The 13,735-nt window shown below is 28.5% G+C and carries 12 protein-coding genes and 1 pseudogene; 9 read left to right on the top strand and 4 right to left on the bottom strand.

The features are described 5' to 3' along the window. Window positions 1–360: 360 nt before the first annotated feature. The 3 genes from BMW96_RS13045 to BMW96_RS13035 form a co-directional block, all read right to left on the bottom strand. Window positions 361–1,764: an IS4 family transposase gene (locus BMW96_RS13045; protein WP_092356789.1), complete on the bottom strand. Its 1,404-nt coding sequence runs from the start codon at window positions 1,762–1,764 to the stop codon at window positions 361–363. 15 nt (window positions 1,765–1,779) lie between these two features. Beyond that, window positions 1,780–1,974 (bottom strand): hypothetical protein, encoded by a 195-nt coding sequence (locus BMW96_RS13040; protein ID WP_092356786.1) that lies wholly within the window; start codon window positions 1,972–1,974, stop codon window positions 1,780–1,782. Window positions 1,975–2,244: 270 nt separating this feature from the next. Then, window positions 2,245–3,132, bottom strand: a complete 888-nt coding sequence (locus BMW96_RS13035; RefSeq protein ID WP_092356782.1) for a LysR family transcriptional regulator — start codon at window positions 3,130–3,132, stop codon at window positions 2,245–2,247. 152 nt (window positions 3,133–3,284) lie between these two features. Here BMW96_RS13035 and BMW96_RS13030 point away from each other — a divergent pair, with 152 nt between their 5' ends. Further along, on the top strand, window positions 3,285–4,556 hold the full coding sequence (locus BMW96_RS13030) for an adenylosuccinate synthase (RefSeq protein WP_092356779.1): 1,272 nt from the start codon (window positions 3,285–3,287) through the stop codon (window positions 4,554–4,556). 11 nt (window positions 4,557–4,567) lie between these two features. Next, on the top strand, window positions 4,568–6,115 hold the full coding sequence (guaA, locus tag BMW96_RS13025) for a glutamine-hydrolyzing GMP synthase (protein ID WP_092356776.1): 1,548 nt from the start codon (window positions 4,568–4,570) through the stop codon (window positions 6,113–6,115). A 195-nt stretch (window positions 6,116–6,310) separates the two neighbouring features. On the opposite strand, the gene BMW96_RS13020 is transcribed toward guaA, so the two are convergent. Further along, window positions 6,311–6,835 (bottom strand): hypothetical protein, encoded by a 525-nt coding sequence (locus tag BMW96_RS13020; protein WP_143050756.1) that lies wholly within the window; start codon window positions 6,833–6,835, stop codon window positions 6,311–6,313. Window positions 6,836–7,088: 253 nt separating this feature from the next. Between BMW96_RS13020 and rhuM the strand changes: the two are divergent. The 7 genes and pseudogenes from rhuM to BMW96_RS12985 all read left to right on the top strand — a co-directional run bounded on the left by rhuM (window position 7,089) and on the right by BMW96_RS12985 (window position 13,611). Then, window positions 7,089–7,466: pseudogene (gene rhuM / locus BMW96_RS13015) on the top strand (RhuM family protein). A 5-nt stretch (window positions 7,467–7,471) separates the two neighbouring features. Continuing rightward, window positions 7,472–7,582: a TnpV protein gene (locus tag BMW96_RS14575; RefSeq protein ID WP_418361239.1), complete on the top strand. Its 111-nt coding sequence runs from the start codon at window positions 7,472–7,474 to the stop codon at window positions 7,580–7,582. A 305-nt stretch (window positions 7,583–7,887) separates the two neighbouring features. Beyond that, the gene (gene tenpIN / locus BMW96_RS13005; RefSeq protein WP_092356770.1) at window positions 7,888–8,370 is read left to right on the top strand and encodes a type III toxin-antitoxin system TenpIN family toxin; all 483 of its coding nucleotides are present in this window, start codon (window positions 7,888–7,890) and stop codon (window positions 8,368–8,370) included. Window positions 8,371–8,578: 208 nt separating this feature from the next. After that, window positions 8,579–8,851, top strand: coding sequence for a hypothetical protein (locus BMW96_RS13000; RefSeq protein WP_092356767.1), 273 nt, complete (start codon window positions 8,579–8,581; stop codon window positions 8,849–8,851). Between the two features lie 112 nt (window positions 8,852–8,963). Next, the gene (locus BMW96_RS12995; RefSeq protein ID WP_092356764.1) at window positions 8,964–9,182 is read left to right on the top strand and encodes a helix-turn-helix domain-containing protein; all 219 of its coding nucleotides are present in this window, start codon (window positions 8,964–8,966) and stop codon (window positions 9,180–9,182) included. 35 nt (window positions 9,183–9,217) lie between these two features. After that, window positions 9,218–12,028, top strand: coding sequence for a type I restriction endonuclease subunit R (locus BMW96_RS12990; protein WP_092356761.1), 2,811 nt, complete (start codon window positions 9,218–9,220; stop codon window positions 12,026–12,028). A 17-nt stretch (window positions 12,029–12,045) separates the two neighbouring features. After that, on the top strand, window positions 12,046–13,611 hold the full coding sequence (locus tag BMW96_RS12985) for a type I restriction-modification system subunit M (protein ID WP_092356758.1): 1,566 nt from the start codon (window positions 12,046–12,048) through the stop codon (window positions 13,609–13,611). The last annotated feature ends 124 nt before the right edge of the window (window positions 13,612–13,735 follow it).

The following is a 13,735-nucleotide window of genomic DNA, read 5'->3' as shown; positions in this document are numbered from 1 at the left end:
AACTTCAATAACAGTTCTACAAATATCATCATGAGCAATATCTTTTTCGAAAGATAATGAAAAATCCAGTAGCATATTCGGTTGATATGCGTTATAATTTTTTGTGTGTAGTGTTGTATTCATAACTAACATTATACCAAAAAACACGGATGACCGTGCAATGGCATGAACTTAAGAAATAATCTTAGGTTTATGCCTTTTTCATTAAGATAAATCAATTAAAAACATGTTGAAAAAAAGCGTAAAAAAACCCTGTTAAAATTCATGATTTTTTTAATTTTTAGTTGTTTTTTATCTCATATTGTTTTATCATTAAAATTAATGATAGAAAAGGAAATTTCCTATACTACTGGGGCTGAATTAGTGATTAGTGGTCACGAATCCAGTTTTTCCTTTTGCTACTAGTGGATTCCTGCGCCCATCTATTCTATGTCTTGTCCTTGGTATGCTCTTTAAAAATTTATTCCATCTCTTGTAATGTCGTCCCTTCCTAATAGGAATTTTTTCTTTTGATCCTGCAACTACGATTTTATTTACAATGACATCTGCTGACCCCTTTTTAAAATTCACCACGAAATTATTATGATGAAGCAAATTGATAATATGTTTATTGTTTGGGATATATTTATATCTGCATTCATTATTTTGTTTGATTCTTTTTTTTGATTCTATAAAAATTATTTGTTCAATGTTATAGAATATGACTTTCCCCATTGTTTCATTAATGATACCAATTGGATTATGCGTATTATATTGTTCGATATCTAAGTTGTTTTTTAAAACATCATACGCAGTTTCTACATTCCATCTTTCATGATGATATAAATCAACAATATTCGATATATCAAATTCATCATTAAGATTTGTGAAATATTGAGTTTCGACAGTAACTTCCCGTTCTTTCTTTTTGTTTTTTTCAATGTATGTATATGTTCCTCTTATAACACGTATATCCATTTTGGGATTATCAACCATTGATTTTCTGATTTCATCATTCCTGATTCTTTTTATCCATGCCTTATCAAATTTGATACTGATATAAAAATCTTTTTCTTCTTTAAATTCTTCAATATAATGTTTAAAGAAATTCTTTTTTGCTCGAATAATGTATTTGATATGATGCATTTCACAATATCTGAACAGTTCTGCTGAACCATAGTATCTGTCTGCCAATAAAATTATTTTTCTGTTCCCAAAGAACTCCTTTAATCTTTTCAGATGCTCAAAGAGAAGAGGAATTTCAGATGTTCTGTAATGAGAAACAGAGAAATCAAGAATGACCCTGTTAAGCACATCATAAATCATTGAAACTTTTGCTTGTGGCTTTTTAATATCTTCTATCTTTATTTTTGAAGTCCGATGACCACCAAAACAATGGTTAAGAGCTATATGTGATGGAAGATCAAGAAATGATCCATCAACCGCAACGATTACATAATCCTTGATATTGACAAGCGGCAGTTCATTATATATTTCATTTCGAAATCTATCCATGATAGAGTACCACACATCATAATTAAGGATTGACATTCTTTTGATTACGGCCTGTCTAGTGGGGATGTCAAAATCACCCATAGTCCCAAAGTAAGAAACAAGATCTTCTGAAAGCACATTGTGATTTCTAAAGATAAGATAGCTTAGCAGATTGTCAAGAGTTATCTTACGTTTTCTAGTAAAGGAGGCAGGAAGAATTTGTGCATCATTAATAAGCGATTCATCATTAATGATGCCTGATAATACAGAGATGGCCTGTTGAGCTAACATACTCTTTACCACAGATTAATCATCATAGACAAGACGAGGTTTCTTTTTGGCAAAAGCAGCTTTAATATAAGGAACCTGATCATCGTCAAAAAGACCAAGATTTCTGATTGTACGATGCTTAACTTTTCCATCTTCACGATAAGATTCAACAATTGAGATAAAAGAGGTGTTAGGGCGACCTCTATTGTTTTTTACAACTTTAACAAACATAACATCACCTTCCTATACTATAATTATACAACTAAATATGTATATAGAAAAGATATATTATATATACCCCTTTACTACAGCTATAAAAATATGAAATCGCATCAAAAAAAGGATACAAAAAATAAAAGGCATAAACCTAAGATTATTTCTTAAGTTCATGCCATTGCACGGATGACCGTGTTTTTTTTCGTTTTTTTGAAACTGAAATGAGTTATTTACTCGTTACAGCCCCTTTTTGTTGTAAATGTATAAAATAGATTGAATTGTGTATTAATCAGAGGATAAACTTTCACTAGCGATTAATTCAATGAACTTATTTGTAGCAACAGATTGGGTTCTACGTTTAGGATAAGCATAACCAATACTGCGTTTAGGTAATGGTTGTGCAGTTTTTATTTCATGTAATACTTTTTGATCAAGTAATTCTTGAGAAAACTCTTTGATAACACAAGAAATACCTAGACCTGCTCTAGCAAAGTCTAATAATAAATTATGGGCTCCTAGTTCAATTGTTGGTTTTAATAATAGTCCTTTATTTGCAAAATAATTATCAATATAGTTACGAGTGTTTGATGATTTTTCTAAAAGAATTAGTGGTTTATTTGCTAATTCATTGAATGTGTAAATATGATTATCAGATTCTTTAGAAACAAAAATATCATGAACCTGGAAACATTCTTTAATTATTAAAGAGTCATCTTTGATAGGAAGATTTAAGAATCCAAGATCAATTTGATCGGATTTTAATAATTCACGGGTTTCTAGGCTGGTGCGGTTAATTACTTTAATTTTAACCCCGGGGTATAGTTGTTTAAATTTTACAATATAATCAGTTAAAAAATATTCACTAAAAGTATCACCAGCTCCAATAACTAATTGACCATCTTTTAATTCATGAAAATTAGATAATTGGTTTTCAACTCCAGTAATTAAAGCTAGTGCCTGATCAATTTGTTGATGTAATAATTTACCCTCTTTAGTTAAACTAACACCTTTAGAATTACGAATAAATAATTGAGTTTGTAGTTCTTTTTCAATACTGCTGATGGTTTGGGATACAGCAGATTGTGAAATAAATAGATTTCTAGCAGCTACTGAAAATGATAATGTAGTAGCTGCTTCATTAAATATTTTGTATTGTTCTAGTTTGATATACATATAAGTTCTCCTTATATCATAAATGTAATATATTAATTTTACTAATATCTATGACTATAATATAATTATTCCGTAAATTAGTCAAATAATTACATTATATATTTTTTTTAATTGTTTATAATGTAATAGCAGATAAGAAAGGTGTGAAGTTAATGGCTGGAGTTGTTGTAGTAGGAAGTCAATGGGGCGATGAGGGTAAAGGTAAAATTACTGATTATTTAGCTCAAAAGGCAGATATAGTTGCAAGATATCAAGGTGGTAATAATGCTGGACATACAATTGAATTTAATGGTCAAAAGTTTGCTTTACGTTTGATTCCTTCAGGGATTTTTAGTGGTAATGATGTTATTTTAGGTAATGGAATGGTAATTAATCCCAAAGCTTTACTTGAAGAAATGAAATATTTAAATGATGCAAATATTAGCACTGATAAGATCATGATTAGTGATCGGGCTCATGTAATCTTACCTTATCATTTAGAAATCGATGAAATCCAGGAAACTAGACGTGGTGCTAATAATATTGGAACGACTAAAAAAGGGATTGGACCTACATATGTAGATAAATATGAACGAATTGGAATTCGTATGGGTGAATTCATTGATGAAGAATTATTTAAAGAAAGATTACAAGAAGTTTTTGTTTCTAAAATAGTACAATATCCTGAACTTATATGTAATGCAAAGGAAATTTTTGAAGAGTATAAAGAATATGCTAAAATCATAGCTCCAATGGTCTGTGATACTGGTGTTATTTTGGATGAATGTTTACAAGCTGGTAAAAAGGTATTATTTGAAGGTGCTCAAGGGACAATGTTAGATATTGACTATGGTACATATCCATTTGTTACTAGTTCGCATCCAGGTGCTAATGGGGTAGCTGAAGGTTCTGGAATTGGGCCATTATATATTGATGAAGCAGTAGGAATTGTTAAAGCTTATACTACAAGAGTAGGAAGTGGGGCATTTCCAACAGAGATTGAAGGTGAATTAGCTAATCAAATTCGTGAACGTGGTCATGAATTTGGTACAGTAACAAAAAGACCTAGAAGAATTGGCTGGTTTGATGCTGTTGTTGTTAATCAATCAAGAAGAATGTCTTCATTAACAGGAATAAGTTTAATGTTATTAGATGTATTATCAGGATTAAAGACATTAAAAATTTGTACTGCTTATAACTTGGATGGTAAAATTATCAAAGCACTACCTTCAACGATTAAACAATTAAATAAGGTTAAACCTGTTTATGAAGAAATGCCTGGATGGGATGAAGATATTACTAAGGTTACTTCTTTTGAGGAATTACCTGAAAATTGTCAAAAGTATTTAAGAAGAATCGAAGAATTAATTAATTGTCCAATTGTAATTTTCTCAGTTGGTCCTGATAGAGAACAAACAATTGTTTTAAGAGAAGTTTTTAAATAGGAGGATAGCTAGTGAAAAATGAATTAGTAATTGTACTTGATTTTGGCGGTCAGTATAATCAATTAGTAGCTCGTCGAGTACGTGAGTGTAATGTTTACTGTGAGATTTATTCTTATAAAGTAGATATTGAAAAGATTAAAGAAATGAATCCTAAAGGGATTATTTTAACAGGTGGTCCTAATAGTTGTTATTTAGAAGATTCACCTACTTATAAAAAAGAATTATTTGAATTAGGGATACCAATATTAGGTTTATGCTACGGTGCTCAGTTAATGCAGCATGTATTAGGTGGTAAAGTAGAAAAAGCTGATGTTAGAGAATATGGTAAATCTCATTTAGTTGTTAGTAAACAAGAATCTAAATTAATGAAAGATGTGCCAGTAGAGTCGATTTGCTGGATGAGCCATTTTGATTATATTTCAAAGATTGCTCCAGGGTTTGAGATTACATCTTATACTAAAGATTGTCCAGTTGCTTCATGTGAAGATGAAAATAAGAAATTGTATGCGATTCAATTCCATCCAGAAGTTTTACATACTGAGTATGGAACAAAAATGTTATCTAACTTTGTTTTAGATATATGTAAATGTAGTGGTGATTGGCGGATGGATTCATTTGTTGAAGAACAAATTAAAGCTATTAGAGAAAAAGTTGGTAATGGTAAAGTGTTATGTGCTTTATCTGGTGGAGTTGATTCATCAGTGGCAGCGGTATTATTATCTAAAGCAATAGGAAATCAATTAACTTGTGTTTTTGTTGATCACGGATTACTTCGTAAAAATGAAGGTGATGAAGTAGAAGCAGTATTTGGACCTGATGGTCAATATGATTTAAACTTTATTCGAGTAAATGCACAAGAAAGATATTATGAAAAGTTAAAAGGGGTTGAAGAACCTGAAGCTAAACGTAAAATCATTGGTGAAGAATTTATTCGTGTTTTTGAAGAAGAAGCTAAAAAGATTGGTACAGTTGATTTCTTGGTTCAAGGAACTATATATCCTGATGTTGTTGAAAGTGGATTAGGTGGTGAATCAGCAGTTATCAAATCTCATCATAATGTTGGGGGCTTACCTGATGCTGTAGATTTTAAAGAAATTATTGAACCATTACGTGATCTTTTCAAAGATGAAGTTCGTAAAGTAGGTCTTGAATTAGGAATCCCAGAATACTTAGTATTTAGACAGCCTTTCCCTGGACCAGGACTTGGTGTTCGTATCATTGGTGAAGTAACAGCTCAAAAAGTTAAAATCGTTCAAGATGCTGATGCGATTTATCGTGAAGAGATTGCCAATGCAGGATTAGATCGAACAATAGGTCAATACTTCGCTGCTCTTACAAATATGCGTTCAGTAGGGGTTATGGGTGATGAAAGAACTTATGATTATGCTATCGCTCTTAGAGCTGTTAATACAATTGATTTCATGACAGCAGAAGCTGCCCAAATTCCTTATGAAGTATTGAATAAAGTTATGTCTAGAATTATTAATGAAGTTCGTGGGGTAAACAGAGTAATGTATGATATTACTTCAAAACCACCAGGAACGATTGAGTTCGAATAGTATCTGAAATAAAAAAACGCCTTTAGATAGGGCGTTTTTTGAATTGAAAATAATAAATGACCTTAAATTGACCTTAAAAAGTCAAAGAATGGGTCATTTTTTTGTTCTGCATTAAAAAAGAATCGCCTAAGATGACGATTCAAATTGTACTCAATTGTATTCACTGAAGAGTGTTTAAATATTGTCTAGTCTGTTTTATATTTCATCAAATATATCACTTATAATTTTATGATACTCATCATAATAGTTTTTTATTAAATTCAATAACTCATCTAAACTACTATTTTCTTTTTTATATAATTTATAAGATTCTTTAATTTTTTCCATAATTTCAACTATTTCATCATCGTTAATATAACATAAATTATCATCGATAGATTTAATAGTGTCATCATCAATATCTTTGGTCTTGATTACATTATTTAATATTTGATAGCATTCATCAATATAAGGATAATCAAATTCTACATTTGAACATCCAATTAAATCAACAAGTTGTACTCGTTCAAAACTGTAGTTATTCTCATCATATATTGTTTCAACTTCGTCTACTAAACCCTGTGGAATGTTTCCATTTGAAATACTATTGATATAATCCATTACTAGAGGGGGATCGAAATCTAAAGGAGTAATATCATCTATAAATTTCAAATAAGCAGACTTTTCTTTACAATTTCTTAAATATATTAATAACTCTTTAAATGAAATTCTTTCATTCATTTTTCCTTCAATTAATTTATAATTTCCTAAAAACACTTTTCAGCTTTTGACCCAACTCTAAGTTCATAAGTATAGGATGCGGACAATGTTTGCCGTATGATATAATGTTCAAATAAGAGACTAAATATAATATACTAGGAGAAATATGGCAATGGATAATAATTCAAAAATGATTATTTATACAACAGAAGATGGTTTGGTGAAAATAGAAACAACTTTTAATGATGAAACAGTTTGATTATCGTTAGATCAAATGTCATCATTATTTCAAAGAGATAAGTCTACTATCTCAAGACATATTAAAAATATTTTTGATGAAGGTGAATTGATAAAAGATGCAGTTGTTGCAAATTTTGCAACAACTGCCAGTGATAGAAAAACATATCAAGTTGATTACTATAATCTTGATGTAATCATCTCTGTTGGTTACCGTGTGAAATCAAAACGAGGGGTTCAATTTAGAATATGAGCAACAAACCTTATTAAAGAATATATGAAAAAAGGATTTGTAATTGATGATGAACGTTTAAAAGAATTAGGTGGTGGAGGATATTTTAAAGAATTACTTGAAAGAATTCGTGATATCCGTGCATCTGAAAAAGTGTTTTATAGACAAATACTTGAAATATAGATTGATTGAACAGTATAAAATCAAAAGAAAAAGATCAGATGAAGTGGGTTCAGGAAATGAATAATATTCAAAATTGTGTTGAAGAAATTATAAATCGTAAAATTATCTATATGTGATTTTAAATTTGAAAATTATAGACTTTTTTATTTGAATGAGTATAATATAGATGAAAGGAAACTTTCATTTATATTGTTATTAAATGTACATTTGGTGCATATTAATAATGAGGTGTTCAACCTCAAAGCATCCTATGATGACGAGTGACGGTTCTGACTCGTCGGTAAAATAAAAAATGACCGAGCGATGATGATGTGTGAGAGCAAAGACACATCGGTAAAATAAAAAATGGCTCAAGGATGCAAGATAGAGGAATCTATAACAGGTTCCTCTTATTTTTTTAGGAAAAAGGAGGATAAGTAAAGTGCATGATTATGAAATAAAAAAGTTGAGTGAACAATTTTATAAAGATTATCCTCATGATCAATATCAAGAAATTTTAACAAAAGATGGAAGAAGTTATGATGTTGTTTTATTTGAGATTGATTATTTAGCGGATTATTATGTATGTGTACCATTTAGAACAGAAATGAAGCATAATAATGGCTATAAATTTAAATTTTCTGATAGGAGTAAAAAGCATCAATCAGGATTAGATTTCTCTAAACTTGTTATTGTTTCAAAAGATGATTATATTGGTGAAAGTTCCACTATTGATATTGATGAATATAAAGAGTTTGAAAAACAAGAAGATTATATTCATAATAATTTAGAGAAATATATATATGGTTATGTTGAGCATGTTAATGGGCATATGCCATTACATATCAAGCAATTTGAAAGAAAATATAAGTATTCTACTCTTAAATATTTTCATAAAGAACTTGGGATTATAATAAAGAGATAAGCTTATATTATAAAAAATTTTTATAGTTATTAATTTTGATATTAAATTGATTTGATTTGTATTTTTTGATAGTTATGATATACTTTATTTGGAGAAAAAATCTATTCATTAGGCTGGTCGCAAGACCCGAGTCCATCTATTAGTGGGTAAGACATCCACTTTTTTTGTAGGAAAGGATAAATGTATTTTGATAAATGAGGTAATAAAAATGGTAGATAAAGAATTAATGAAATTAGCTGAATCAATGCAACAATTATATGAGCAGGCTTTTATGTTTTATTTTCCAATAGTTGAAGAATTATGTAATAGAAATGATGTTTCACAAAAAGAACTTGAATATGAATTAGATGGTATGCTTTCATTTTGTCAAAGTGAGGATATACTAAGTTTGTTTAAAAGGCTTTGCAGAAAATTTTATAAGCAATATCCAGAAACTGTAGCAAGTTATATCATGACATATAAAGAATTATATGATGAATAAAAATACTTTTTATATTTGAAAAAAATCTTGTCAAATACAAAGAAAGTATTTTTTTATTTACAAAAATATCTTATAATATTATTTAACAGATATTTGTTGAAGGAGGTCGAATATGGACATTTGTTATAATAAACTTTTTAAAATATTAATAGATAAGAATTTAAAGAAGACAGAATTTGCTAAAATAGTAGGTATAAGTCAGAATACATTAGCAAAGCTTTCTAAAAATGAATTTGTATCAATGGAAGTATTAGTGAAGATATGTAGAGGTTTAAATTGTACAGTTGATGACATTTTAGAAGTGTTGCCAGAAAGCAACACTTCTCATTAATAATCTCAAATGTTTTGAATTAAGGAGCTAACTATATGGAGTCAAATATTGGTTATGAAAGTGAAACAAATTTAGAAGATAATCTTATAAAACAGTTAATAGCTGATAAATATGAGTTTGTAGAGATAAATGATATAGATGATTTGCATAATAATTTTAGAAAACAGATTAACAAACATAATGCTAAAAGATTAAATGGTCATGAGTTATCGGATAAAGAATTTGAAAGATTACTTGTCAAAATTCAGGGAAAAGGTGTTTATGGGAGTTCAAAAACTTTACGAAGTTTACAAGATATATTGATGGACAATGGTCATATAGAATATATAGAATTATTTAATACAAAGAACAATGAATGGTGTAAAAATGAATTTCAAGTTACTCATCAAGTAACAATGATTGGAAAATATGAAAATAGATATGATGTAACTTTATTGATTAATGGATTACCTTTGGTGCAAATTGAATTAAAACGACGAGGAATTGATTTTAAAGAGGCATATAATCAAGTCATTCGCTATAAAAAACATTCATTAAATGACTTATTTCGTTTTGTCCAAATATTTGTAATAAGTAATGGTATTGATACAAAATATTTTGCAAATAGTGATAAAGAAATGGATTTTCAGTATACTTTTTACTGGACGGATAAGAATAATAATCGAATTGATAATCTTTTTGATTTTGCATTAGAGTTTTTACCACCATGCCATATTTCAAAAATGATTTCAAGATATATGGTAGTAGATAATACTCAAAAGAATTTAATGGTTATGCGACCATATCAATACTATGTTGTAGAAGAACTTATGAAAAGAGCATATGAAACAAATAATAATGCATATGTTTGGCATACGACTGGTTCTGGTAAGACTTTGACATCCTTTAAATTAAGTCAATTATTAAGCACAAATTTGGAAGTTTCACAAGTTTTTTTCTTAGTTGATAGAAAGGATTTAGATAGTCAAACAATTGAAGAATTTAATAGATTTCAGAAAGATACTGTTGATATGACAGATAGTACAAATACTTTAATTAAGCAAATGAATGATTCGTCTAAAAAGATTATTTTAACAACAATTCAAAAAATGGCTAATGCTTGTAAGAATGATAAATATCAGCACATCATAAGTAAATATGAAGGTAAAAAAGTAATATTTATTATTGATGAATGTCATAGATCTCAATTTGGGGAAATGCACAGATTGATTAAACGCAAATTTCCTAAAGCCCAATATTTTGGCTTTACAGGTACGCCTAGATTTAAAGAAAATGCTAGCCAAGATGGTAGAACAACAGCGGATATATTTGAAAAAATGGTACATCATTATTTAATTAAAAATGCAATTGCTGATGGAAATGTATTAGGTTTTAATGTTGATTATGTAAGAACAATTAGCTCAACAGTAGATATTGAAGATGATGAAGAAGTAGAGGCTATTGATACAGAAGAAGTACTTATGGATGATCAACGAATTTCTAATATTGTAGATTATATTATTAAAATTCATGATTTAAAAACAAATAATAGAAAGTATAATGCTATTTTTACAGTTAAAAGTATACCAATGCTCATAAAATATTATGATGAATTCAAGAAAAGAAACACCAATTTAAAAATAGTAGGAATTTTTACTTTTGGAGCCAATGAGGATGGTGAATTAGAAACTGAACATTCAAGAGATTCATTAGAAAGAATGATAAAAGATTATAATCAAATGTTTGATAAAAATTATAATACAAGTACTTTTCAAGCTTATTTTACAGATGTATCAACAAAAGTTAAAAGTACAGAAATTGATATTTTACTTGTTGTTAATATGTTTTTAACTGGTTTTGATGCTAAGAAATTAAATACTCTGTATGTTGATAAACGCTTAAAACATCATGATTTAATACAAAGTTTTTCAAGAACTAATCGTATTGAAACACAAAATAAACCATATGGAAATATTGTTTGTTTTCAAACAAATAAAAAAGCAGTGGATGATGCAGTAAAGTTGTTTTCGCTGACAGATAACGCAGATGAAGTTTTAATGAAACCATATGAATATTATAGAGATGGGTTTAAAAAAGCAGTTGAAGAGTTAAAAAAACATACTGCTACACCTGAAGATGCTGAACATGGTGGAAATGAAAATGAGCAATATAAATTTGTTCTATTGTTTAGAGAATTAATTAGGCTTATGATTAAATTAAAAACATTTGAAGAATTTAATTTTACAGATGAAGAAATAGGAATTTCTCAACAATCTTATGAAGACTTTGTAAGTAAATATAAAAAAATATATCGTGAACATCGACAAAAAATAGAAGAAACATCTATTCTAAAAGATGTATGTTTTGATATTGAACTATTAAGAAATGATAAAATTAATGTGAATTATATTATAATGTTAATAAAAAATGCAGTTAATGAACCATCTAAAGAAAAGAGAAGAAAAACATTAGATGAAATAGAAAAAATCATTGAATCTTCTACAGATCCTGAATTATATTTAAAATCTAAGCTTATTCAAGGGTTTATTAATAGTATTGCTAGTGAGATGTCTTCTGAAGATGATTTTGAATATGAATATAATCATTATATGGAAGAACAAAGAAAATATGAGATAAGAGAAGTCGCTACAAAATATGAAATATCTGAAGATAAGATAAATAAGTTTATTGGAGATTATGAATTTGGTGGTTTCGTTGATAAATCAGATATTAAGAAAGAATTAAAGAGAGAAATTGTTCAAAGAGAAAAAGAACTTAATGATTATAAATCAAGCATGAAAACAAAAAATATTATAACAGGTAATATTACTCAGTTTATTAAAGATATAGTTATTAAGTATATGTAAAAACGAGGAGAATAATGATGGAAACACAAGAAATACAAGCAAAGCAACAAGCAGAATTACATACACAACTTTGGTCAATGGCTAATGATTTAAGAGGAAATATGGATGCTTCAGAATTTAAAAATTATATTTTAGGCCTTATATTTTATCGATATTTATCAGATAAATTATTAAGATTTGTTAATGATGAATTAGAGGAAGATGGAATTACATATGAAGAAGCATGGAATAATGAAGATTTCAAAGATGATATTATTGAATTATTAGTTGATAATGAAGGCGGACTAGGTTATATAATAGAACCTAATAATTTATGGTCTACATTAATTAATAAAATTAATATTAAACAATTTGATATTTCTATGTTGGCTAAAGCCATTAATGATTTAACAGAATCAACATTAGGGTTAGGATCACAAAGAGATTTTGAAAATTTATTTGATGATATGGATTTAAATGCATCTAAATTAGGAAAAACAGAAGTAGATAGAAGTGCCTTAATATCAAAAGTTATGCTTAAGATTAATGATATTAATTTTCATTATGAAGATGCAGAAATTGACGTATTAGGTGATGCTTATGAATATTTAATTGGACAGTTTGCTGCATCAGCTGGAAAAAAAGCAGGAGAATTTTATACACCACAACAAGTGTCAAAATTATTGGCTAAATTAGTGACTATTGGTAAGAAAAAATTAAGAAATGTATATGATCCAACATGTGGATCTGGGTCATTATTATTACGAGTTGCTAAAGAAGCTGAAGTAGTATCATTTTATGGACAAGAAAAAGTATCAACAACATATAACTTAGCAAGAATGAATATGTTATTGCATGGTGTACGATTTAATCATTTTGATATTGAAAATAATGATACATTAGAACATCCAAATGAAAAGCATATGGAATTAACTTTTGAGGCAGTAGTTGCTAATCCACCATATAGTGCAAAATGGTCAGCAGATCCAAAATTTTTAGATGATGAAAGATTTAGTGGTTATGGAAAATTAGCACCTAAATCTAAAGCAGATTATGCATTTATTCAACATATGCTTTATTTATTAGATGATTCAGGGACAATGGCAGTAGTATTACCACATGGCGTATTATTTAGAGGAGCGGCAGAAGGAGTTATTAGAAAATATTTAATAGAAGAAAAAAATTGGTTAGATGCAGTTATAGGATTGCCAGCTAATTTGTTCTTTGGTACATCAATACCTACATGTGTATTAGTGTTTAAAAAGTGTAAAACACATGATGATATTTTCTTTATTGATGCCTCAAAAGAATTTGAGTCTGGAAAAAATCAAAATAGGCTTACGGATGAAAATATTGAAAAAATAATGAATACTTATATTGAAAGAAAAGACGTTGATAAATATGCACATTGTGCAACATTAGAAGAAATTAAAGAAAATGATTTTAACTTGAATATTCCTCGTTATGTAGATACCTTTGAGGAAGAGGAAGAAATTGATATTCACGCAGTTATGAAAGAAATAAAAGAGTTAGAAGCTAAAAGAGATGAGCTTGATAAAGAAATTGTGGTTTATCTTAAAGAACTAGGATTAATGGAGGATTAATGCTATGGATAAAACAAATAAAAACCCAAATGTTCCTAATTTGAGATTTGAGGGTTTTGAAAATGATTGGAGAATTCATAAACTTGGTGATATCACCAAATCTTGTGGTGGTGGAACACCGTCT

This window comes from Thomasclavelia cocleata (genome assembly GCF_900102365.1).
Lineage (GTDB): Bacteria > Bacillota_I > Bacilli_A > Erysipelotrichales > Coprobacillaceae > Thomasclavelia > Thomasclavelia cocleata.
This window is presented reverse-complemented; position numbering and strand designations above follow the sequence as displayed.

Excerpts from the sequence above, each read along its gene's own strand:
- BMW96_RS13045 (WP_092356789.1), bottom strand. The coding sequence starts at position 1,764 with ATGTTAGCTCAACAGGCCATCTCTGTATTATCAGGCATCATTAATGAT.
- BMW96_RS13040 (WP_092356786.1), bottom strand. The coding sequence starts at position 1,974 with ATGTTTGTTAAAGTTGTAAAAAACAATAGAGGTCGCCCTAACACCTCT.
- BMW96_RS13035 (WP_092356782.1), bottom strand. The coding sequence starts at position 3,132 with ATGTATATCAAACTAGAACAATACAAAATATTTAATGAAGCAGCTACT.
- BMW96_RS13030 (WP_092356779.1), top strand. The coding sequence starts at position 3,285 with ATGGCTGGAGTTGTTGTAGTAGGAAGTCAATGGGGCGATGAGGGTAAA.
- BMW96_RS13020 (WP_143050756.1), bottom strand. The coding sequence starts at position 6,835 with ATGAATGAAAGAATTTCATTTAAAGAGTTATTAATATATTTAAGAAAT.
- BMW96_RS13000 (WP_092356767.1), top strand. The coding sequence starts at position 8,579 with ATGGTAGATAAAGAATTAATGAAATTAGCTGAATCAATGCAACAATTA.
- BMW96_RS12995 (WP_092356764.1), top strand. The coding sequence starts at position 8,964 with ATGGACATTTGTTATAATAAACTTTTTAAAATATTAATAGATAAGAAT.
- BMW96_RS12990 (WP_092356761.1), top strand. The coding sequence starts at position 9,218 with ATGGAGTCAAATATTGGTTATGAAAGTGAAACAAATTTAGAAGATAAT.
- BMW96_RS12985 (WP_092356758.1), top strand. The coding sequence starts at position 12,046 with ATGGAAACACAAGAAATACAAGCAAAGCAACAAGCAGAATTACATACA.